Genomic DNA, 19,249 nt, shown 5'->3' with positions numbered 1-19,249 from the left:
GGATTTGTCCTTGACCCGGCTTGCCGCCGGGGCTTTTGCTTTCCCGGATTCTGAAGGGAGAGCAGCAATGGCCGTCGATACATCACCGCGTTCCACCACCTGGACTCACGTCGATGGGGAATGGCTTCCCGGCAATCCGCCGCTGATCGGGCCGACCTCGCATGCCATGTGGCTCGGCTCCACGGTCTTCGACGGCGCCCGCTGGTTCGACGGCATCGCCCCGGATCTCGATCTGCACTGCCAGCGCGTCAACCGCTCGGCGCTTGCCATGGGCCTGAAGCCGGTGAAGTCGGCCGAGGAGATCGCCGCGCTCGCTTGGGAAGGCGTTGGCAAATTCGACGGCGCGACGGCGATCTACATCAAGCCGATGTATTGGGGCGAACACGGTTCGCCCGGCAGCATCGTCTCCGTCGACGCGGCATCGACCCGCTTCGCGCTCTGCCTGTTCGAGGCGCCGATGGGCGGCCATGCCGGCACCAGCCTCACCGTTTCGCCCTATCGCCGTCCGTCGCCGGAAACGGCGATGACCGAGGCGAAGACCGGCTCGCTCTATCCCAATAGCGGCCGCATGATCGCCGAAGCCCGCAGCCGCGGCTTCGACAATGCGCTGGTGCGCGACCTCAACGGCAATGTCGTCGAGACCGCTTCTTCGAATGTGTTCATGGTCCGCGACGGCGTGGTGATGACGCCGGCCGCCAACCGCACCTTCCTCGCCGGCATCACCCGCGCCCGCGTCATCGGCCTGCTCCGCAAGGCCGGTTTCGACGTCGTGGAAGCAACCCTCTCCGTCGAGGATTTCCTCGCCGCCGACGAAATCTTCACCACCGGCAACTATTCCAAAGTCGTCGGCGTCACCCGCCTCGACGACCGCGATTTCCAGGAGGGCCCGGTTACCCGCAAGGCGCTGGAGCTCTACATGGACTGGGCCCACGGAAGAAGCGAGAGTGAAGAGTGAGCAGCGGTTCGGCGCAGCGGGAGCAATCGATCCAGTGAATCGATTGCAGTGGTGAACGCCCGAAGCGCAAGCGCAGGGCTGGCGCGATCCCATCGGCAGAATCGAGATCCGCATCCCTCACGTCATCCACTTCCGATGCTCCGCAAATCTCTCCGCCAAGAGATCGATGAATAGCCGCACTTTCGTCGGCAGGTGGCTGCGGTTGGGATAGACGGCGTTGATGTTGAATTCCACCGGCCGGTAGTCCGGCATGATCTTCATCAGCCGCCCTTCGGCGATGTCGTCGAACACCACGAAGCTCGGCGCCAGGAAGATGCCGTTGCCGTTCAGCGTCAGGAAACGCAGCATCTCCGCGCTGTTGGAGACGACGTTGCCGCCGATCTTGACGCTCTCCTTGTTGCCGTCGCCATCCTCGAAGCGCCATTCGTCGCCATAGGGGTAATAGGCATATTGCAGGCAATTGTGATCGGCGACCTCGGCCGGCGTCTTCGGCATCGGGTGGCTCTCGAAATAGGCCGGTGAGCAGACGAGCATATGGCGCCAGGGCGTCAGTTTGCGGGCGATGAGCGAGGAGTCCGGTGGCAGTAGGGTGCGCATCACCAGGTCGTAGCCATCCTCGATCATGTCGACCATCCCTTCGCCGACGCTGAAATCGAGCGAGATCGACGGATAAAGCTCCATGAACTCGCTGACCACAGGCAGCAGGAAACGCACGATGGCGCTGCTGGTATAGACCTTCAGCGTGCCGCGCGGCGTCGTGCTCAACGCGCCGGCCGTCCTGTCCGCCTCATCGAGCTCGGCGAGGATCTGCGACGAGCGCTCATAATAATATTTGCCGGTTTCGGTGAGGCTGACCTTGCGCGTCGTGCGGTTGAGCAGCCTGACACCGAGCCGCTCCTCCAGCGATTGCACATGATTGCCGACCATGGTGACGGACATGTTGAGCCGGCGCGCGGCGGCGGAAAACCCGCCGCATTCCACCACCCGGCCAAAGACTGCAAGGCTTGTCAGCCGATCCATATTGCCCTCGGATTATCCGCTGAGAGTTGATGATCCTTCCCGATATAAGCAGATTATCAAAATGAATGGCAGAGCGCATTTTCCTCCGCATCGAACAGGGCCTCGCGGAAACGGGGCGGCAGACGAAGGAAGAGACGATGGTCGAACTACCCCGCAAGCAGGATTTCGAAAGTGCCGGTGAGGCCGAGCGGATTTTGGCCGAGGCGCCGGCCGCCGAGGCGCCTGCGATGCCCGCTGCCGAAACCCCGGCTGTCGCAGCGCCTGAAAAGACCGGCCGCAGCATTGTCAAGCGCGCCGTCATTGCCGCCGCACTGCTTGCCGGCGTCGCTTTCGCGGGTGATTACGGCTACCGCTACTGGACCGTCGGCCGCTTCATCGAAACCACCGACGACGCCTATGTGAAGGCCGATTACACCACCGTCGCCCCGAAGGTCGCCGGCTATGTCAGGCAGGTGCTGGTCAACGACAATGACGTGGTCAAATCAGGCCAGGTGCTGGCCCGCATCGACGACCGCGACTTCCAGGCTGCACTCTCGCAGGCGAGAGCCGATCTGAAGGCGGCCGAGGCCGCCATCGCCAATATCGATGCCCAGATCGCCCTGCAGCAGTCGGTCATCGGGCAGGCCAGGGCGACGATCGACGCCTCGCAGGCCTCGCTCGATTTTGCCGTCTCCGACGCCGCCCGCTCGGCCCGCCTCATCACCAGCGGAGCCGGCACCCAGTCGCGCGCCGAACAGACCCAGTCGGCCCGCGACCAGGCGGCTGCCGCCGTCGAGCGTGACCGGGCGGCCCTCGTTGCGGCTGAGAACAAGGTGCCGGTGCTCCGGAGCCAGCGCGAACAGGCGGTTGCCGAGCGCGACCGGGCGGCCGCGGCCACGCACCAGGCCGAACTCAACCTGTCCTATACCGACATCGTCGCCGCCGTCGACGGCACGGTCGGCGCCCGCTCGATCCGCGTCGGCCAGTATGTCACCTCGGGCACCCAGCTGATGGCCGTCGTGCCGCTGCACGCGGTCTATATCGTTGCCAATTTCAAGGAAACGCAGCTGACCTATGTCCGTCCCGGCCAGTCGGTCGAGATCAAGATCGACAGTTTTCCCGATATGTCGATCAAGGGTCATGTCGACAGCGTTTCGCCGGCAAGCGGTCTCGAATTCTCGCTGCTGCCGCCGGATAACGCCACCGGCAACTTCACCAAGATCGTCCAGCGCATCCCCGTCAAGATCGTCATCGACGACGAGGCTCTGAGCGGACTGCTGCGCTCGGGCATGTCGGTCGAGCCCGAAGTCGATACCAAGGCTGCCCAGAGCGAGGCTTCCCGGGCCGCCGGATAATCCTTGTCCTCCCGAAATATCGCCGAACCCCATCATCGGAAAGTTTCCGCAACAGCCGGAAGGAGACAGGTCATGGCCACTCTTCAGACCGCCGCAAACGGCAATTCGCTTGCGCGCCCCGCCGCTGCAGGGCCCGCCACACCTGCCGCCATGAGCCCGCTTCGCATGTGGTCGGCCGTCGTCGGCTCGACGCTCGGCGCCTTCATGGCGGTCCTCAACATCCAGATCGTCAATGCCTCGCTTGCCGATATTCAGGGCGCCATCGGCGCCGGCACCGATGACGGCGGCTGGATCTCGACCTCCTATCTGATCGCCGAGATCGTCGTCATCCCCTTGAGCGCCTGGCTGGCGCGGGTCTTCTCGCTGCGCAACTATCTGCTGGTCAACGCCATCCTCTTCCTGATCTTCTCCGTCGCCTGCGCCTTCGCGGCCAACCTGCAGCAGATGATCATCCTGCGCGCCATCCAGGGGTTTGCCGGCGGCGTGCTGATCCCGATGGCCTTCACCATCATCATCACGCTGCTGCCCAAGGCCAAGCAGCCGATCGGCCTGGCGCTCTTTGCCCTGTCGGCCACCTTCGCACCGGCCATCGGCCCGACGATCGGTGGTTATCTCACCGAAAACTGGGGCTGGGAACATATCTTCTACGTCAACCTGGTGCCCGGCGCGCTGATGGTCGGCCTGCTCTGGGTCTCGCTCGATCGGGCGCCGATGAACCTGAAGCTGCTGTCCAAGGGCGACTGGCCGGGGATCATCACCATGGCGATCGGGCTGGCGGCCCTGCAGACCGTGCTGGAAGAGGGCAACAAGGAAGACTGGTTCGGCTCCGATTTCATCCTCCGCCTGTCTGTTGTCGCCGCCGTCTCGCTGAGCCTGTTCATCGTCATCGAGCTGAGAACGGCCCAGCCGCTGTTGAACCTGCGCCTGCTGCTGCGCCGCAACTTCGGTTTCGGCATCGTCGCCAACTTCCTGCTCGGCATTGCGCTTTACGGTTCGGTCTTCGTGCTGCCGATCTATCTCACCCGAATCCAGGGCTATAATTCCGAGCAGATCGGCATGGTTCTCGCCTGGACCGGCATTCCGCAGCTGCTGCTGATCCCGCTGGTGCCGCGCCTGATGAAGCGGTTCGACGTCCGCCTGCTGATCGTTATCGGCTTTGCCCTCTTCGCCGCCTCCAATTTCATGAACGTGCACATGACCGGCGATTACGCGAGCGACCAGCTTTTCTGGCCGAACATCGTCCGTGCCGTCGGCCAGGCGCTCGTCTTCACCCCGCTGTCGGCGATCGCCACATCAGGCATCGAGAAGGAGAATGCCGGTTCAGCCTCGGCGCTCTTCAACATGATGCGCAATCTCGGCGGCGCGGTCGGCATCGCCTCGCTGCAGACTTTCCTGTCGAAGCGCGAACAGTTCCATTCGAACATCCTGACCCATTCGGTCTCGGTGTTCGCGGAAGCCACCCGCGATCGCATCGCCAGGCTGACCGGCTACTTCATGAGCCACGGCGTCAGCGATCAGGCGCTCGCCAGCCACAAGGCCGTCGTCGCCATCGCGCTCAAGATACGCAAGCAGGCCAATATCATGGCCTTCAGCGACACCTTCTTCCTGCTTGGGGTCGCCCTCGTCGTCGCCCTGCTGGCAAGCCTGCTGCTGAAAAAGCCCGGTCAGCTCGCCGGCGGCGGCGCTCACTAACCCGTCTCCTGAGGAGAACACCATGACGTCAGCAATCCATGCTCCCGATCGCGACCGGTTTCAGCCAAAGGCCACTGGTCATGCCGTCAGCACGGGCGCGCTGCTCTCGATCATCGAGTGGCTTTCCGGCGATGAATGCCACGCGCTCGATGAAGCCGGCCTCGTCTCCGGCCTCGGCCGCCGGCTTCAGGCGCTCGGCCTGCCGGTCGATCGGCTGACCCTGCATCTGATGACGCTGCATCCGGAATTTATCGGCCGCACAATTGCCTGGGCGCCGGGCGAGCCGGTCGAGATCCATGACCGCGAACATGGCGCGCGGGTCGCTATATCAAACACGCCGCTGCGCAAGGTCATGGAAACCCGGGAGCCGCTGATCGTCGATACCGGCGAAAGCGTCCATGGCCGCTGGCAGCATATCGATGTCTTTGCCGATCGCGGCCTGATGCAGCTCGTCATCGCGCCGCTCTGCAATGTCGACGGCCCGGTCAGCGCCGCCGTCTTCGGCACCAGGCGGCCGGGCGGTTTCACCGCCTCGGAGCGCCAGGTGATCGAGCGCATCCTGCCGGCGCTGCGCAACACCAGCGAGCTGCGCATTCTTCGCCAGGTCGAGCTCAGCCTGCTCGATACCTATATCGGTCCGCTGACGGCAAGCCGGATTCTGGCCGGCTGCATCCGCCAGGGCGAGATCGAATCGATGGAGGCAGCCCTGCTGCTCTGCGATCTGCGCGGCTTTACCGAGCTGTCGAACCGGCTGCCCGGCAGCACCGTGCTCGGCTTGCTCAACGCCTATTTCGACAGGATCGTGCCGGCCATCACCCGCGAGGGCGGCGAACTGCTGAAATTCATGGGCGACGCCGTGCTCGCCTTCTTCCCCGGTTATGACGCGGCCCATTCCTGCGGCGCCGCTCTTGCCGCGGCCCGCGCCATGCTCGATGAGATCGACCATTTCCAATATCAAGGCATCGGCGTGAAGGCCGGCATCGCCCTGCATTACGGCGAAGTCAGCTACGGCAATGTCGGTTCCGGCCGCCGCCTCGACTTCACCCTGATCGGCCGCGACGTCAACCTGGTCAGCCGCATCCAGACCGCCTGCGGCGAACTGGGAGAAGCCTTGCTGATGTCGGCGCCGTTCCGCCGGGACGCCGGGGCAGGGGATGTGGTGTCGGTCGGGGCGCATAGGCTGAAGGGGTTTGCCGATCCGGCGGAGCTGTTCACCATCGTGCGGTAGGTGTGCGGTGGATGCATGGCAGGTCTGCCCGAAACGGTTTCGTCTTCCCCCATCTTTTCGCCATAGTGGCGCCGGAATTCCGTAAGCGGGGAGGAGGAGCTTATGACCGTGCTGTTCGACGAACAAGGCGAGATCATCCGCGAACTGGGTGTCGCCGCCGATATCGATCCTGAACGGGAGATCGAACGGCGAACCGCTTTCCTCAAGGATTATCTCGTCGGTTCGCGCATGCGCGGCTACGTCCTCGGCATCAGCGGCGGCGTCGATTCGCTGACGGCGGCCTTGCTGGCTCAGAAGGCGGTGCGCGAGCTGCGTGACAGCGGCCATGCGGCCGAATTCATCGCGGTGCGCCTTCCCTATGGTGTTCAGGCGGACGAGGCTGATGCGGTCAAGGCGCTGGAAACGATCGGCGCCGACCGCTCGGTGGTGGTCAACATCAAGGCGGCGGCGGATGCGATGCTGGCCGCTGCTCAAGATGGCGGTCTTGCCTTCGCCGATGCCGGCCGGCAGGATTTCATTCTCGGCAACATCAAGGCCCGCCAGCGGATGATCGCCCAGTTCGCTTTGGCCGGCGCGCTCGGCGGCCTCGTCATCGGCACCGATCATGCGGCCGAAGCGGTCATGGGCTTCTTCACCAAATTCGGCGATGGTGCCGCCGATATCCTGCCGCTTGCCGGCCTCAACAAACGCCGCGTCCGCCTCTTGGCGAAGCGGCTCGGCGCCCCCGACGAGCTGATCTTCAAGGTGCCGACCGCCGATCTGGAGGACCAGCGGCCGCTGCGCCCCGACGAGGAGGCCTATGGTGTCAGCTATGACGAGATCGACGATTTTCTCGAAGGCCGGCCGGTCGGCGAGATCGCCCGCCGCCGCATTCTCGCCGCCTATCGCGCCACCGCCCATAAGCGCGCGCTGCCGGTAGCCGTCAACGCGCTCTGAGGAGCGTTTAAGGCTGCACCGGCACGCCCGTCCAGTCCGACGAGGCGAGATAGACATTCGGCGCAAAATAGACGCCGTCGGCATCGAAGGCCTCGAGATCTTCGGCCCGCAATGCTTCGCGCACCTTCGGGCGTGCCGCCACACGGGCCATGAAGCCGTGCAGCGCCGGCCATTGCTTGAGATTGATGCCCGTCCAGGGTGACCAGTTCAGGCAGACGAAGAGATAGGCGTCCGCCACGGTGAAGGCCTCGCCGGTCAGATAGGGCCCGGCAAAGCGGCCGCTCAGCCAGGACAGCCGCTTTGCGATCTGGGCGCGGATCTGCGCATGCACACTGGCATAAGCCGGCTCGAACAGCAGCACCATCGGCTTGTGCAGCTCGGCGGATATGAAATTCAGATAGGATTGCACCTCGTTGCGTCTGATATTGCCGAGCTCGGGCAGCATCGCCGCACCTTGCGGCACGCTGTCGGCGAGGAACTGCGCGATTGCCGGTCCCTCGGTCAGCACCTTGCCGTCGTCGAGCATCAGCGCCGGCACATAGCCGTTGCCGTTGATGGCGAGATAGTCCTTGCCGTCGCTCGTCCGGTGGGTCTCCCGATCGACCTCGACGAGCTCGATATCAAGCCCCAGCTCCCGGCAGACGATATGCGGCGAAAGCGAGCAGGCAGCGGCGTTCATATAGAGTTTCATGGCGATTTCCTCTCTCATGCAGGCGGTCGGCGCCCGCCTGTTCGATATCATTGAACATCTGTACTGTTTCGCATAAAATAACTTTCGTCAAGAATTTAATGCGAAGCGGTACAAAATATGAAGGATGAGAAGAAGCGCGGCCGCCCGAGGGCCTTCGACGCCAAGGCAACGCTCGCCAAGGCGCGGGACGTCTTCTGGGACAGAGGCTTTGCCGCCGCCTCGCTCGACAATCTGAGTGCGGCGACCAACCTCAACCGCCCGAGCCTCTACGGCGCCTTCGGCGACAAGGAGGATCTCTATCTCGATACTCTGGAGGGTTATCGGCAGGACGGCATGGATGCGCTGGTCCAGGCGCTCGACCCGTCGCTGCCGCTGCGCGACAATCTCGCCCGCGTCTATGAAGGCGCGCTGGCGGTCTATCTGCACGGTGAAACGGCCGCGCGCGGCTGTCTGCTGATCGGCACGGCAACGGTCGAGGCGGTCGAGCGTGAACGGGTCCGCGAGGTGCTTGGCCGCAGCCTCAGCGATTTCGACGGCGAGATCGAAAAGCGCATGCGCCTTGCCGTCGAACGCGGCGAGCTTCCCGAGAGTGCCGATCCGCAGATGCTGGCAAGGCTCGCCTCCGCCGTCATGCATTCGCTCGCCGTGCGCGCCCGCGCCGGCGACAGCCGCGAGACGCTGGAGGCAATCGCCCGCTCAGGCGTCGAGCTGATCTGCGGCAGCGCGCGCAGCTGATCCCGATCCGGCCTCGATCATTCTGGGCCGCACCATCCAGGCATAGGCCGCACCGGCGACAAGCAGCACCGCGGTGCCGAGGAAGACCGCCCGCATGCCGATATGGCCGCCGACGAAGCCGCCGAGAACGGGGCCGGCCACCTGGCCGACATATTGCGAGGAGATCGACAGCCCGAGGATGCTCCCGGCCGCGCTATCGGGCACGCTGTGGCGGATGACGGCAGCGATGCAGGGCAGCAGCCCGCCGAACGCGGCGCCCATCAGGAAGCGCAGGACGATCAGCTGCCAGGAACTGGTGACGAAGGCCTGCGGGATCAGCAGCAGCCCGGCGACCGCGAGCGCCCCTGCAATGACCGGCCAGTGGCCGATCCTGTCGGCAAGCCTGCCGAGCCAGGAGGCCGAGAGAATGCTGCCGAGCGCAGCGGCCGACATCACGAGGCCTGAGATCATCGTCACCTCAGTTGCATCAGGCACGATCTGCGCGACATAGACGGTGATGATCGGCTCGATCGACATATTGGCGAACATCAACAGCAGGCCGGTCGCCAGCATGGCGATGACTGGCCGCTTGTCGCTGATGGATTTCCAGCCGCCGCTCGCCTTGGCCGCCTGTTTGCGGGCCGGCGACTTCTCCTCCTTGATCAGCAGGATGGTGGCGAGAAAGGCGAGGAAGATCATGGCTCCGGCGGCCAGAAACGTGCCGCGAATGCCGATGACAGGCGGCAGTGCCCCGCCGATGAGCGGTCCGACGAGATTGCCGGCCATGATGCCTGATGAAAGCACGCCGAGCGCCCAGGCCGAGCGGTCCTTCGGCGTCTGCGTCGCCACCAGCACCATCGAGCCGGAGGCATAGCCGCCGGCCAGGCCGACGAAGAGGCGCAGCGCCACCAGCTGCCAGACATTGCCGGCCATGCCCATCAGCGAGATCGCCACCGTCATGCCGAGGCTCGCGCGCACCAGCATCAGCTTGCGGCCATAAATGTCGCCGAGCCGACCCCAGAGCGGTGCGACGAGCGCTGCGGCCAGGAAGGTGGCGCCATAGGCGATACCCGACCATTGCACGATCGCCGCATGGTCGGCCACACCGAGTTCCTCGACATAGAGCGGCAGGAAAGGCAAGAGCAGCGTCATCGCCACGATTGTCGTGAAGGAGCCGATCAGCGAGACGGCGAGGTTGCGCTTCCAGTGGATCGAGCCCGTTCCAGCGCTGGCCGCGTCCCATTGCGTATCGGTCATTCCGTGCCTCGGCATCAATCCTGCTGCGCAGCTGCGCCGCAATCTGGATCATCTCAGGTAAAAGTGCTAGAAGATAACTGATTGCGCGATGCAATCGGTTGGTCGGAGGACATTGCCATGAACGAGATGCGCACGCGGCAGCAGACCGTCCGTGATCTCTACGCCGCCTATCTCGAAGACCGCAAGGACAAAGTCGGCGCCATGCTGACGGAGGATTTCACCTTCTCCAGCCCGCGCGACGACCATATCGACCGGGCGACCTATTTCGAGCGCTGCTGGCCGAAGGAGCCGTTCTTCCGCGCTATCCACATCGAATTCATCGCGGTCGACGGCGACGAGGCGGTTGTTCGCTACCGCGCCGAAAAACTCGACGGCGGCAGCTTCGGCAATATGGAAAGCCTGCGCTTCCGTGGCGACAAAATCGCCTCCGTGGAGGTCTATTTCGGCCGCAATCTCTAGGCCCGGCAGTGCCGTTTACAGGATCCGTATCGCCGACGTCGCGATGATGATCATCGAGACCGCCACCATCAGGGCCCGCACCGGCAGCCGCTTGACCAGGATGGCGCCGAACGGGGCGGCGATGACGCCGCCGATGATCAGGCCGATCGCCGAATTGAGCTCCGACCAGCCGAGCGTCAGGATGAAGGTCAGCGAAATCGTCAGCGTCACCGCGAATTCGGTGAAATTGGTCGAGCCGATCACCCGTTTGAGATCATGGCCACGCCCGACGAGCGTGCTGGTGACAACAGGTCCCCATCCGCCGCCGCCGATCGCATCGAGCATGCCGCCGCAAAAACCGACGGGCGGCACGGCCCAGTCGCGCACCTCGCGCCTGCCCGGCGGCCGAAAGGCTTTGTAGAGAATCAACAGGCCGATCGCGATCAGATAGGCCGACACGAAGGGCTCGATCACCTTGCCGTCGACATTGGCAAGCAGATAGGCGCCGATCGCGCCGCCGATCATGCCGGCCGGAGCCAGCCGCGCCACCAGCCGCCAGTCGATATTGCGGTGATAGGCATGCGACAGGCCGGATGCTGCCGTCGTGAACATTTCGGTCACATGCGTCATGGCGCTGGCATTGGCCGCCGGCACCCCGAAAGCCAGCAGGCTCGTGGTCGACAGCACGCCGAAGGCCATGCCGAGCGCGCCGTCGACGATCTGTGCGCAGAAGCCGACGGCGATGAAGAAGAAGATATCCGATGTCATGCAGTCCCCTCTGACGAACGGTAGCATCAGAATCCACGATGCGGGAAATTTTTTTGCTCAGGCGGAAAGTCCGCGCTGCTTCAACCGCACGATCTTGAAAAAGCCATTCGGAAAGACCGGCAGAATATCGGCCGCGGAAAAATCACCGCGACGCTCGGCCCAGGCGACGATGCGATGGATGCGGAAGGCGGAGGACCAGCCGATGTGACGCACCAGCGGCGCCACCGCCGCTTCGATTGCGCCCTGCAGGCCGGCGCCGTCGCCGAGCTTGCTCGCCAGGATGATCTCGCCGCCCGGCCTGAGCACCCGGGCGCATTCGTCCAGCGCCCGCTCGGGCTCGGGAATGAGCGTGATGACGAAGGGCAGGCAGACCACGTCGAAAGACTGGTCGGCAAAGGCAAGCGCATGCGCATCCATCACCTCGAGCGCCTGGACATGCTGCAGCTTTTCGCGCCGTACCTTTTCGCGCGCCCGGGCGATCATATGTTCGGAAATGTCGATGCCGGTCACCCGGCAGCGGCTGGGATAGTGCCCGAGCGTCAGGCCGGTGCCGACGCCGATTTCCAGAATATCGGTGCCGGCCGCAGCGGCAAGGGCGGCAAGCTTGCGATGGCCGTCGCGCAGGATGCCGCGGTAGACGCGGTCATAGACCGGTGCCCAGCGCTGATAGATTTTCTGCTGATCTTCCGCCCGGTTGCGAAGTTCCGACATGCCTAAGCCTCCCTGCGCACAACCCCAAGATCGGAATCAATTTTTGAAAAGGATCATGCATTTATCACAAACATAGAGCGCCTCGGCGCCTCTCACAGACGCGCGGCGCTCTAAAAACCCGGAACGTCAACTCCTAAGGGTGGGCTTGGGTTCCGCTCGGAATGCAACTGGAGTCGCAAACCGTGACGGCGGCCGGCTATTTGGGCGGCGCCAGCCCAAGCTTCTTGGCATCCATCGCGCTGCCGATCTCGACCGACTTCTCCTGCTTGTCATAGACGCAGATCTGGGCGACGAGCCCCTTGGCGCCTTTCGGCTTTCCCGTCACCAAAGCGAGCCCGTAATGGGCGGTGCCGAAAGGATCGACACTGACGGCAGGCTTCTCCAGCGCGACCGCCGCCTTCCTGCATTTGGCCTCCACATCGGCCGCGAACTGCTGCCAGGCCTCGTCGGAGGAGGGATGGGCCGCGCCTGCGAGACAAGCAAGCGCGGCTGCGGCCGAAAGCTGGATTATATTCCTGTTCATATCGGATCTCCCTTGTTGTGCATTGCGCTCGAAGCGGTTTTCCGGGCGGGTATGTCAGGCGATTTGCGCGTGCGATTCCAGCTCTGAAACTGAGGCAAATTTTCCTCCGGCCGGTCGTTTTTTGATATTTCGCCGGTTGCCTCTCCCCCGTTCCCCTCCTATGTTCCGCCTCACCTGCCGATGACGCAATCTATTGCCAAGAGGAGATCTGACATGGCTTTCGAATTGCCTGAACTTCCCTATGATTACGAAGCCCTTGCCCCCTTCATGTCGAAGGAAACGCTGGAATTTCACCACGACAAGCACCATAAGGCCTATGTCGACAACGGCAACAAGCTCGCCGCCGAAGCCGGCCTTTCGGATCTGTCGCTCGAAGACGTCGTGAAGAAGTCCTTCGGCACCAATGCCGGCCTCTTCAACAACGCCGCGCAGCACTACAACCACATCCATTTCTGGAAGTGGATGAAGAAGGGCGGCGGCGGCAACAAGCTGCCGGGCAAGCTCGAAGCGGCTTTCGCCTCCGATCTCGGCGGCTACGACAAGTTCAAGGCCGATTTCGCCAATGCCGGCGCCACCCAGTTCGGCTCCGGCTGGGCCTGGGTTTCCGTCAAGAACGGCAAGCTCGAAATCTCCAAGACCCCGAACGGCGAAAACCCGCTCGTCCACGGCGCCACCCCGATCCTCGGCGTCGACGTCTGGGAACACTCCTATTACATCGACTATCGCAACGCCCGCCCGAAATATCTCGAGGCCTTCGTCGATAGCCTGATCAACTGGGACTACGTCCTGGAACGCTACGAAGAAGCCACGAAGTAAGCGGCCCGGGCTCGCCGCCATCCGCGGCGATGTCTCGGCCTCTTTGATCTTGCACCCGGCGTTCTCCCGAACGCCGGGTGTTTGTTTTCGCATCCCGTCGTCACATCCCTGTTACCGGCCGAACCTAATCACGCCCCATGTCCTCGTCCGCTCTTCCCCTGTTCCGCTTCGGCATCATCGCCGATCCGCAATATGCGGCCATCCCTCCGCATGCGACCATGGACCGCTACTACGCCAACAGCCTCGCCAAGGTCGCCGAGGCGATCGAGGTCTTCAACGGCGAAGATTTGAGCTTCGTGATGACGCTCGGCGATGTCATCGACCGCAGCTTTTCAAGCTTCGACGATATCCTGCCGGTCTATGAAAAGCTCAGGCACGAGGCGCTCTTCCTGCTCGGCAACCACGATTTCTCGGTCTCCGCGGGGCATCTCTCGGCAGTCGCCACCCGTCTCGGCATGCCGTCGCCCTATTACAGCTTCTCCCGTCATGGCTGGCGCTTCATCGTGCTCGACGGCAACGAGGTCAGCACCTTCGCGCCGCCGGAAGGCCATCCGCATCGCGCGCTCGCCGCGCAAATGCTGGCCGAGCTTGAGGAGAACGGCGCCAGCAATGCGCATCGCTGGAATGCCGCGCTGAGCGACGCGCAGTTCGCCTGGCTGGCCGATGAAATCGCCAAAGCGGGCGAGGCCGGCGAAAAGGTGATCGTCATGAATCACTATCCCGTGCATCCGCCGAGTGCGCACGGCATGTGGGACAGCGAGCGCATCGTCGCGCTGCTCGCCGCGCAGGGCAACGTCGTCGCCTACCTCAACGGCCACGACCACGTCGGCAATTACGGCAAGGCCGGCGCCTGCCACTTCGTCAATTTCAAGGGCGTGGTCGACACTGAAAGCGAAAACGCCTTCGCCGTCGTCGAGGTCTATGCCGCCCACATCGAAATCCGCGGCTTCGGCCGCGAGGAGAGCCGGACGCTGGTTTATTAGGCTGGGAGATCGCCGCGTGCCCCTCATCCGGCTGCCGCCACCTTCTCCCCGCCTGCGGGGAGAAGGGAATATGCCGCGGCCTCTCCGTTCCCCCACGCCTCTCGCAGGGCACGTCCCCTCTCCCCGTCAGAACGGGGAGAGGGTTAGGGTGAGGGGCATCCCTTGACGTGAGCCCGGCGCGTTGATGATCGGCCAAGCGGCTGATTTCACCCCGCCACAGCCTTCTCCGCCCATCCACTCGTCCAAAGCTCCCGCAGCCTGTCGCCGTCGCCTTTGAAGAAATCGTCACTCGCCGCGCAGCGCTCCACCCGGTCGCTGCGGAAATTGCGGATCGCCTGGCGCAACTCGCACCAGGCGACGATATTGGCGGTCTGCGAATAATAGATCAGCGCGATTGGCTGGATCGTCCGCTCGCTTCCGCGGCCGAGTTCGTCGCGGTAGGCGAGCATCAGCTTGCGTTCGTCGCGGATCGCCCGGCGCACGATCGCAAGGTCGAAGCCGGCCGGCTGCGCGGTCGAGCCCCAGGCATATAGCGCCTTGGTGTCCATCGCCTGGCGCAGCGGCGCCGGCACGGCCCCGGCGATCTTCTGGTTGACCCGGCGCGCCGCCTGTTTCAGCTCCTCGTCGGCCGTGCGTTCGAGCAGCGCCAGCGACAGCACGATCGCCTCCATCTCCTCGATCGAAAACATCAGCGGCGGCAGGTCGAAGCCCGGCCGCATGATATAGCCGATGCCGCGCCCGCCCTCGATCGGCACCCGCATCGCCTGCAGGGCGGCGATATCGCGATAGATCGAGCGCACCGTCACTTCGAGCGTCTCGGCCATCACAGCCGCCGTCATCGGTTTTCTGGCGAGCCGCAGGATCTGAATGATCTCGAAAAGCCGCGAGGCCTTGCGCATTTTGCCTCTCCAATCCCTTACGCTCCTGACAATACACTGTCAGTTGGGTTTGCGTATAGAGCCGCCTATCGGATTGAAATCAATTAGGGTCTTTCAAAACGACCCATGCAGCGACAAGGCGGTAACTGACATGAATTACCATGAAAACCTCTGGCTCTTCTTCACCCTTCTCTTCGGCATCATCATCGTGCCGGGCATGGACATGCTCTTCGTGCTCGCCAATGCGCTGACCGGCGGCATCAGGCGGGGAATGGCCGCGACCGGCGGCATCATGGCCGGCGGCGCCGTGCATTCGGCCTATGGTGCGGCCGGCGTCGGTCTGCTCGTTACCATGCTGCCGCAGTTGTTCAATGTTCTGCTCTTTGCCGGCGTTGCCTATATGATCTGGATCGGCATTTCGCTGATGCGCAGCTCGATCACCGTCGAGGCGGTCGGGCCGGCGACGGCGCGCTCCGGCTGGCGCGCCTTCCGCCAGGGCGCCGTCACCTGTCTGGTCAATCCCAAGGCCTACATCTTCATGTTCGCCGTCTACCCGCAGTTCCTGAAACCCGAATATGGTCCGGTCTGGATGCAGGGCCTGATCATGGGCGCCATGACTGTTGCCACCCAGTTCGCCATTTACGGCACGCTGGCGATGACCGCCGGCCGCAGCCGCGATCTTCTCGTCGCAAATCCCGATGCGACGGCCTTTGTCGGCCGCTGCGCCGGACTGCTCCTGGTCGCGGTATCAGCGCTCAGCCTCTGGCAGGGTTGGAAAAGCGCCTGAGCCTCGAAGTCCGGCCACTTCAGCCCGATCGTCGAGCACCGCTGCCGCATCTGCCGATTGAGGCCGATGCGGCAGCGGAAGTCGCTGCATCTTCAGCGATGACTTGCGGCGGTGCTGCAGAGATGGTGTCTTATCATCGCGCGAAACTCACCGAATGTCTGGAACCCAATGTGCCGGACAAGCCGATGGACCGTTGCTGGAGAAACGCGGCACCTGCGCGCAACCGCGGCAGCACCTTCAAAGGCCGTGATGTCAGGTTTTTCCAGGATCTCCCTTGCGACCCGCTCGAGCCTGACGGGAAATACCAGCTGCCGGCTGGCGATCAGGTGCTTCAGTTCTTGCAGCGTTGAGGGAGGAGGAGAGTTCCGATCCTTTAGCATTGCACGCACTTTCAAAAGAGCCGCCTTCACGCAAGCTCGGTCGGGCGCGCACAGAGGCGGCGCCTCCCATGAGATGGGCGAAGTGGACGCGTTTCGCTCCGACTAAATCGCCTGCGGCTTGAAATCGCTGGCTGCGACCGGCATCACGCCCTGCAGCAGAGCGACGGACTTCTCCAGCCCTTCGAGGCTGTTCAGAAGCACATCCTCATGCTCTATCGAGAGCCAGCCATCGTAACCGGCCATCTTCAGCCTGTAGCAGAACTGTCGCCACCATTCTTCGCCATGGCCGAAGCCGAGCGTGATGTAGGACCAACTGCGCGCCGGGATGTCCATCAGGCTGCCATTCTCCAGAAGGCTTGTGACGGCTTGCTTCGGTTCGTTGAGGAAGGTGTCCTTGGCATGCACATGGTAGACGGCCTCGCCGAGCGCTTCTGCGGCGACAAGAGGATCGGCACCCATCCAGAAGAGGTGCGACGGGTCCAGGTTGGCACCGACGACCGGGCCAACGGCTTCGCGCAGCTTCAACAACGAGGGGACGTTATAGACGCACTGATTGCCATGCAGTTCCAGCGCGATGCGTTCCACACCGTGATCCCTGGCCAGCGCCACGATCTTGGTCCAGTACGGGAGGAGCTTCTCCTCCCACTGGTAGCGAAGGATCGCCTGCGTCTCCGGCGGCCACGAGGAAACCACCCAGTTCGGCATCGTATCGGTGGCATTCCCGGCTGGAAGTCCCGACATCGCGCAGACCGTCTTGATCCCTAGCGCACCCGCTGCGCGGATCGTATCCTCAAGGCCCTGTCCCTGGGCAAGATCGGTCGGGTGCAGGGGATTTCCGTTGGCGTTCAGGCTTATCACTTCCAGTTCGCGATCGGCGAAAGCTCCGAGGAATGATTTCTGCGCGTTCTTGTCCCGGAGGATCGTCGACAGATCGAAATGCGGCGCCGTCGACCAGCCGCAGGTATTGACCTCGACGCCGGAGACGCCCAATCTTTGAGCGTGATCCAGCATCGCCTCGAAGGGCAGGCCGCCGAGGCTGTCTGATACGAATCCAAGCTTCATGCGTAAAACTCCGGTTTGGCAATCATTTCGACGGGGATCTTGCGGCCGTCGTTCAAGGCTCTGACGCCGGCTTCGGCGACCTTTGCGGCGCAGTATCCATCCCAACTGCTCGACGCGATGTGCGGGAACACTCCGGTCTCGACGAACCGAACGAAAGCGCGGTTCTGGCGGCGATAGGCTTCGGCGTAGCGGCCGCGCCAATCCGCCTCGTAGCTTGTGCTCTGTCCGAGTTCCCGGTCGACGCGGGTGTAGTTGACAGCGTTCATGGCGATGGTCGCCTTCTCGCCCACCAGTTCCGCGCGGACGTCGTATCCGTAGGCTGCGTTGTTGTTGATCTCGATATTGACGAGTTGATCATCCGCCGTTTCGAGCACCATATAGACCGGTGCGACCAGCGCGTCGGACCGCTTCGGCTGGAAGGCGGAGATCGAGACGTATTCAGTGTCGAGGACGTGTCGGACGACATCGAATTCGTGCGGGGCGGAATTCGTGATCGCCATCGCTCCGGTGAAGTCCGACGCGGGCGTCGCGACATTGCGATGAAAGTTGTGCATCATCAGGGGGCGGCCAATTGCGCCATGCGCCAGAGCCCCCTTCATTTCGACATAGGATTGATCGAAGCGGCGCATGAAGCCGAGCATTATGAACTTCGATCCCGCGGCTTCTTCCGCCTGCATGATCTCCAGGCATTCGTTCGAGGACTGCGACAGCGGCTTCTCACAAAGAGCCCGTTTGCCGGCTCTTATGCAGGACAGCGACAGCGGTGCATGCGTGAAATCGGGGCTTGCGATGATAACGGCATCCACATCAGGACGAGCGGCGACCCGGTCGGGGTCGGAGTCGACATCGTGAGCGCTGTAGGCGTCCGCCACCTTGCGGGCGCGGTCCGCATCCATGTCGCAAACGACCTGGAGGCTCGCCCCCGGCAGATCTTCCGCGATGATTTTCGCATGATCGGCTCCCATCAGTCCTGCCCCGATGACGGCGATCCTTGTTGTCATTTCGATATTTTCCTGTCGTTAGCGAATCAGCGATTTGCGGCAAGCATTGCGCCTTCCTCGTGCGAAATGCGTGCCGGGAACCCCATCCCGGCACGCACCCTTGGGAGGGCCTACTTCTTTGCGTATTGATCAACGTTGTCCTTGGTGATCGAAGCGAACGGCACCAGCTTTTCGGCCGGAGCATCCTCCCCCTTCTTCAGGCCTTCCACGACCTCGAAGGCGGCCTTCGCCTGGCCTGCGGCGTCCTGGAAGATGGTCTGCGACATGGTGCCTGCTTTGATCGCGTTCAGAGCATCGGCCGTGCCATCGACACCCGAAATCATCACGCCCTTGAGACGGTCAGCGCCCTGAAGTGCTTCCAGCGCGCCGAGCGCCATCTGGTCGTTGGCTGCGACTATCGCATCGAACTTCGGAAAGCTCTGGATCCAGTCCTCCGTGACCTTCATGCCTTCCGCGCGGTCGTAATTGGCCGAGAGGCTGGCGAGAGTGGCCACGTCGGAACGGCCGAGCGCATCCTCAAAGCCCGTCTTGCGCTCCTGCGTGTGCGAGAGCCCCGGCGTGCCTTCGAGGTAGAGGATCTTGGCGTCCTTCGGCAGGTGCTCCTTCATGTACTCGCCCTGAAGGCGGCCGGCGTCGATGTTCTTCGAGCCGACGAACGTGTACTTGCCGCCTGCCGATTGGATGCCGAGTGCAATGACCGGAATGCCGGCCTGGTTCGCCTTCTCGACGCCCGGTACGATGCCTTGGTAGTCGACCGGCACGACGACGATCGCGTTGACTTTCTGCGCGATGAAGTTGTCGATCTGATCGAGTTGCTTGCTGACGTCGTTGTTGGCGTCGGAGAAGTTCACTTCGACTGCAGGATCGGTTTTCGACGCTTCGATGAAGGCGTTTTTGCGCGCCATGACGAAGACGTCCGTATCCGCCATGTTGGCGTAACCGACGACGAACTTGTCTGCGGCAAATGCGGCGCCGGTGGAAATCGCGGCAAGGGATATGGCGCACGCGAGAGCGAGTTTGGAAATGCTTTTCATAGGGTCCTCCCATAGAGTTTCAGATCATTCCGGATGCGGGA

The 19,249-nt window shown here is 63.2% G+C and carries 21 protein-coding genes; 10 read left to right on the top strand and 11 right to left on the bottom strand.

The window, feature by feature from the left end; genetic code table 11:
• The first annotated feature begins 67 nt into the window (after positions 1–67).
• Positions 68–955 (top strand): branched-chain amino acid aminotransferase, encoded by an 888-nt coding sequence (locus CO671_RS27095; RefSeq protein ID WP_097608523.1) that lies wholly within the window; start codon positions 68–70, stop codon positions 953–955.
• A gap of 117 nt (positions 956–1,072) precedes the next feature.
• Here the strand turns inward: CO671_RS27095 and CO671_RS27090 are convergent, their stop codons facing one another.
• Positions 1,073–1,975 (bottom strand): LysR family transcriptional regulator, encoded by a 903-nt coding sequence (locus CO671_RS27090; protein ID WP_097608522.1) that lies wholly within the window; start codon positions 1,973–1,975, stop codon positions 1,073–1,075.
• A gap of 137 nt (positions 1,976–2,112) precedes the next feature.
• Here CO671_RS27090 and CO671_RS27085 point away from each other — a divergent pair, with 137 nt between their 5' ends.
• The 4 genes from CO671_RS27085 (at position 2,113) to nadE (ending at position 7,165) form a co-directional block, all read left to right on the top strand.
• On the top strand, positions 2,113–3,309 hold the full coding sequence (locus tag CO671_RS27085) for an HlyD family secretion protein (protein ID WP_097608542.1): 1,197 nt from the start codon (positions 2,113–2,115) through the stop codon (positions 3,307–3,309).
• Between the two features lie 72 nt (positions 3,310–3,381).
• Entirely contained in the window at positions 3,382–5,001 is a 1,620-nt protein-coding gene (locus CO671_RS27080; RefSeq protein ID WP_097608521.1) for a DHA2 family efflux MFS transporter permease subunit, read from the top strand.
• 22 nt (positions 5,002–5,023) lie between these two features.
• On the top strand, positions 5,024–6,229 hold the full coding sequence (locus CO671_RS27075; RefSeq protein ID WP_097608520.1) for an adenylate/guanylate cyclase domain-containing protein: 1,206 nt from the start codon (positions 5,024–5,026) through the stop codon (positions 6,227–6,229).
• Between the two features lie 102 nt (positions 6,230–6,331).
• Positions 6,332–7,165, top strand: coding sequence for an ammonia-dependent NAD(+) synthetase (gene nadE, locus CO671_RS27070; RefSeq protein ID WP_097608519.1), 834 nt, complete (start codon positions 6,332–6,334; stop codon positions 7,163–7,165).
• A gap of 7 nt (positions 7,166–7,172) precedes the next feature.
• Here nadE and CO671_RS27065 read toward each other — a convergent pair whose 3' ends face one another.
• The gene (locus CO671_RS27065) at positions 7,173–7,856 is read right to left on the bottom strand and encodes a glutathione binding-like protein (RefSeq protein ID WP_097608518.1); all 684 of its coding nucleotides are present in this window, start codon (positions 7,854–7,856) and stop codon (positions 7,173–7,175) included.
• 117 nt (positions 7,857–7,973) lie between these two features.
• Here CO671_RS27065 and CO671_RS27060 point away from each other — a divergent pair, with 117 nt between their 5' ends.
• Complete coding sequence (locus CO671_RS27060; protein ID WP_097608517.1) at positions 7,974–8,591, top strand: TetR/AcrR family transcriptional regulator; 618 nt, start codon at positions 7,974–7,976, stop codon at positions 8,589–8,591.
• Here the strand turns inward: CO671_RS27060 and CO671_RS27055 are convergent.
• Positions 8,553–9,827, bottom strand: coding sequence for a multidrug efflux MFS transporter (locus CO671_RS27055; RefSeq protein WP_097608516.1), 1,275 nt, complete (start codon positions 9,825–9,827; stop codon positions 8,553–8,555). The two genes, CO671_RS27060 and CO671_RS27055, sit on opposite strands and share 39 nt — an antisense overlap.
• Before the next feature lie 117 nt (positions 9,828–9,944).
• On the opposite strand from CO671_RS27055, the gene CO671_RS27050 reads away from it, so the two are divergent.
• The gene (locus CO671_RS27050; protein WP_097608515.1) at positions 9,945–10,286 is read left to right on the top strand and encodes a nuclear transport factor 2 family protein; all 342 of its coding nucleotides are present in this window, start codon (positions 9,945–9,947) and stop codon (positions 10,284–10,286) included.
• Between the two features lie 15 nt (positions 10,287–10,301).
• Here CO671_RS27050 and CO671_RS27045 read toward each other — a convergent pair whose 3' ends face one another.
• The 3 genes from CO671_RS27045 to CO671_RS27035 all read right to left on the bottom strand — a co-directional run bounded on the left by CO671_RS27045 (position 10,302) and on the right by CO671_RS27035 (position 12,267).
• A complete protein-coding gene (locus tag CO671_RS27045; RefSeq protein WP_097608514.1) occupies positions 10,302–11,033 on the bottom strand; it encodes a sulfite exporter TauE/SafE family protein in 732 nt (243 codons plus the stop codon).
• 57 nt (positions 11,034–11,090) lie between these two features.
• Positions 11,091–11,744 carry a class I SAM-dependent methyltransferase gene (locus CO671_RS27040; RefSeq protein WP_097608513.1) on the bottom strand — a complete coding sequence of 218 codons (654 nt, stop codon included), beginning with the start codon at positions 11,742–11,744 and terminating at the stop codon, positions 11,091–11,093.
• A 196-nt stretch (positions 11,745–11,940) separates the two neighbouring features.
• Positions 11,941–12,267, bottom strand: a complete 327-nt coding sequence (locus CO671_RS27035) for a hypothetical protein (RefSeq protein ID WP_097608512.1) — start codon at positions 12,265–12,267, stop codon at positions 11,941–11,943.
• A 213-nt stretch (positions 12,268–12,480) separates the two neighbouring features.
• On the opposite strand from CO671_RS27035, the gene CO671_RS27030 reads away from it, so the two are divergent.
• Both CO671_RS27030 and CO671_RS27025 read left to right on the top strand, forming a co-directional pair.
• On the top strand, positions 12,481–13,083 hold the full coding sequence (locus CO671_RS27030) for a superoxide dismutase (RefSeq protein ID WP_003569477.1): 603 nt from the start codon (positions 12,481–12,483) through the stop codon (positions 13,081–13,083).
• Positions 13,084–13,220: 137 nt separating this feature from the next.
• Entirely contained in the window at positions 13,221–14,066 is an 846-nt protein-coding gene (locus tag CO671_RS27025) for a metallophosphoesterase (RefSeq protein WP_097608511.1), read from the top strand.
• Positions 14,067–14,272: 206 nt separating this feature from the next.
• On the opposite strand, the gene CO671_RS27020 is transcribed toward CO671_RS27025, so the two are convergent.
• Complete coding sequence (locus tag CO671_RS27020; protein ID WP_097608510.1) at positions 14,273–14,965, bottom strand: YafY family protein; 693 nt, start codon at positions 14,963–14,965, stop codon at positions 14,273–14,275.
• Between the two features lie 130 nt (positions 14,966–15,095).
• Here CO671_RS27020 and CO671_RS27015 point away from each other — a divergent pair, with 130 nt between their 5' ends.
• Positions 15,096–15,731: a LysE family translocator gene (locus tag CO671_RS27015; protein WP_097608509.1), complete on the top strand. Its 636-nt coding sequence runs from the start codon at positions 15,096–15,098 to the stop codon at positions 15,729–15,731.
• A gap of 92 nt (positions 15,732–15,823) precedes the next feature.
• On the opposite strand, the gene CO671_RS27010 is transcribed toward CO671_RS27015, so the two are convergent.
• From CO671_RS27010 to CO671_RS26995, 4 genes are all read right to left on the bottom strand, one after another.
• On the bottom strand, positions 15,824–16,111 hold the full coding sequence (locus CO671_RS27010) for a MurR/RpiR family transcriptional regulator (protein ID WP_097608508.1): 288 nt from the start codon (positions 16,109–16,111) through the stop codon (positions 15,824–15,826).
• Positions 16,112–16,213: 102 nt separating this feature from the next.
• On the bottom strand, positions 16,214–17,173 hold the full coding sequence (locus CO671_RS27005; RefSeq protein ID WP_097608507.1) for a sugar phosphate isomerase/epimerase: 960 nt from the start codon (positions 17,171–17,173) through the stop codon (positions 16,214–16,216).
• Positions 17,170–18,174: a Gfo/Idh/MocA family oxidoreductase gene (locus CO671_RS27000; protein ID WP_097608506.1), complete on the bottom strand. Its 1,005-nt coding sequence runs from the start codon at positions 18,172–18,174 to the stop codon at positions 17,170–17,172. Before CO671_RS27000 ends, CO671_RS27005 begins: the two co-directional genes overlap by 4 nt.
• Before the next feature lie 110 nt (positions 18,175–18,284).
• The gene (locus tag CO671_RS26995) at positions 18,285–19,208 is read right to left on the bottom strand and encodes a sugar ABC transporter substrate-binding protein (protein WP_097608505.1); all 924 of its coding nucleotides are present in this window, start codon (positions 19,206–19,208) and stop codon (positions 18,285–18,287) included.
• Positions 19,209–19,249 lie beyond the last annotated feature (41 nt).

It is taken from the genome of Rhizobium sp. M10, assembly GCF_002531955.1.
In the GTDB taxonomy this organism is placed as follows: Bacteria; Pseudomonadota; Alphaproteobacteria; order Rhizobiales; family Rhizobiaceae; genus Rhizobium; species Rhizobium etli_C.
Note: the sequence above shows the minus strand (reverse complement) of the source record. Positions and strands in the feature narration are given on the sequence as shown.

Bases quoted from the DNA above. Each gene is read 5' to 3' on its own strand.
- CO671_RS27095 (WP_097608523.1), top strand. From the start codon at position 68: ATGGCCGTCGATACATCACCGCGTTCCACCACCTGGACTCACGTCGAT.
- CO671_RS27090 (WP_097608522.1), bottom strand. From the start codon at position 1,975: ATGGATCGGCTGACAAGCCTTGCAGTCTTTGGCCGGGTGGTGGAATGC.
- CO671_RS27085 (WP_097608542.1), top strand. From the start codon at position 2,113: ATGGTCGAACTACCCCGCAAGCAGGATTTCGAAAGTGCCGGTGAGGCC.
- CO671_RS27080 (WP_097608521.1), top strand. From the start codon at position 3,382: ATGGCCACTCTTCAGACCGCCGCAAACGGCAATTCGCTTGCGCGCCCC.
- CO671_RS27075 (WP_097608520.1), top strand. From the start codon at position 5,024: ATGACGTCAGCAATCCATGCTCCCGATCGCGACCGGTTTCAGCCAAAG.
- nadE (WP_097608519.1), top strand. From the start codon at position 6,332: ATGACCGTGCTGTTCGACGAACAAGGCGAGATCATCCGCGAACTGGGT.
- CO671_RS27065 (WP_097608518.1), bottom strand. From the start codon at position 7,856: ATGAAACTCTATATGAACGCCGCTGCCTGCTCGCTTTCGCCGCATATC.
- CO671_RS27060 (WP_097608517.1), top strand. From the start codon at position 7,974: ATGAAGGATGAGAAGAAGCGCGGCCGCCCGAGGGCCTTCGACGCCAAG.
- CO671_RS27055 (WP_097608516.1), bottom strand. From the start codon at position 9,827: ATGACCGATACGCAATGGGACGCGGCCAGCGCTGGAACGGGCTCGATC.
- CO671_RS27050 (WP_097608515.1), top strand. From the start codon at position 9,945: ATGAACGAGATGCGCACGCGGCAGCAGACCGTCCGTGATCTCTACGCC.
- CO671_RS27045 (WP_097608514.1), bottom strand. From the start codon at position 11,033: ATGACATCGGATATCTTCTTCTTCATCGCCGTCGGCTTCTGCGCACAG.
- CO671_RS27040 (WP_097608513.1), bottom strand. From the start codon at position 11,744: ATGTCGGAACTTCGCAACCGGGCGGAAGATCAGCAGAAAATCTATCAG.
- CO671_RS27035 (WP_097608512.1), bottom strand. From the start codon at position 12,267: ATGAACAGGAATATAATCCAGCTTTCGGCCGCAGCCGCGCTTGCTTGT.
- CO671_RS27030 (WP_003569477.1), top strand. From the start codon at position 12,481: ATGGCTTTCGAATTGCCTGAACTTCCCTATGATTACGAAGCCCTTGCC.
- CO671_RS27025 (WP_097608511.1), top strand. From the start codon at position 13,221: ATGTCCTCGTCCGCTCTTCCCCTGTTCCGCTTCGGCATCATCGCCGAT.
- CO671_RS27020 (WP_097608510.1), bottom strand. From the start codon at position 14,965: ATGCGCAAGGCCTCGCGGCTTTTCGAGATCATTCAGATCCTGCGGCTC.
- CO671_RS27015 (WP_097608509.1), top strand. From the start codon at position 15,096: ATGAATTACCATGAAAACCTCTGGCTCTTCTTCACCCTTCTCTTCGGC.
- CO671_RS27010 (WP_097608508.1), bottom strand. From the start codon at position 16,111: ATGCTAAAGGATCGGAACTCTCCTCCTCCCTCAACGCTGCAAGAACTG.
- CO671_RS27005 (WP_097608507.1), bottom strand. From the start codon at position 17,173: ATGAAGCTTGGATTCGTATCAGACAGCCTCGGCGGCCTGCCCTTCGAG.
- CO671_RS27000 (WP_097608506.1), bottom strand. From the start codon at position 18,174: ATGACAACAAGGATCGCCGTCATCGGGGCAGGACTGATGGGAGCCGAT.
- CO671_RS26995 (WP_097608505.1), bottom strand. From the start codon at position 19,208: ATGAAAAGCATTTCCAAACTCGCTCTCGCGTGCGCCATATCCCTTGCC.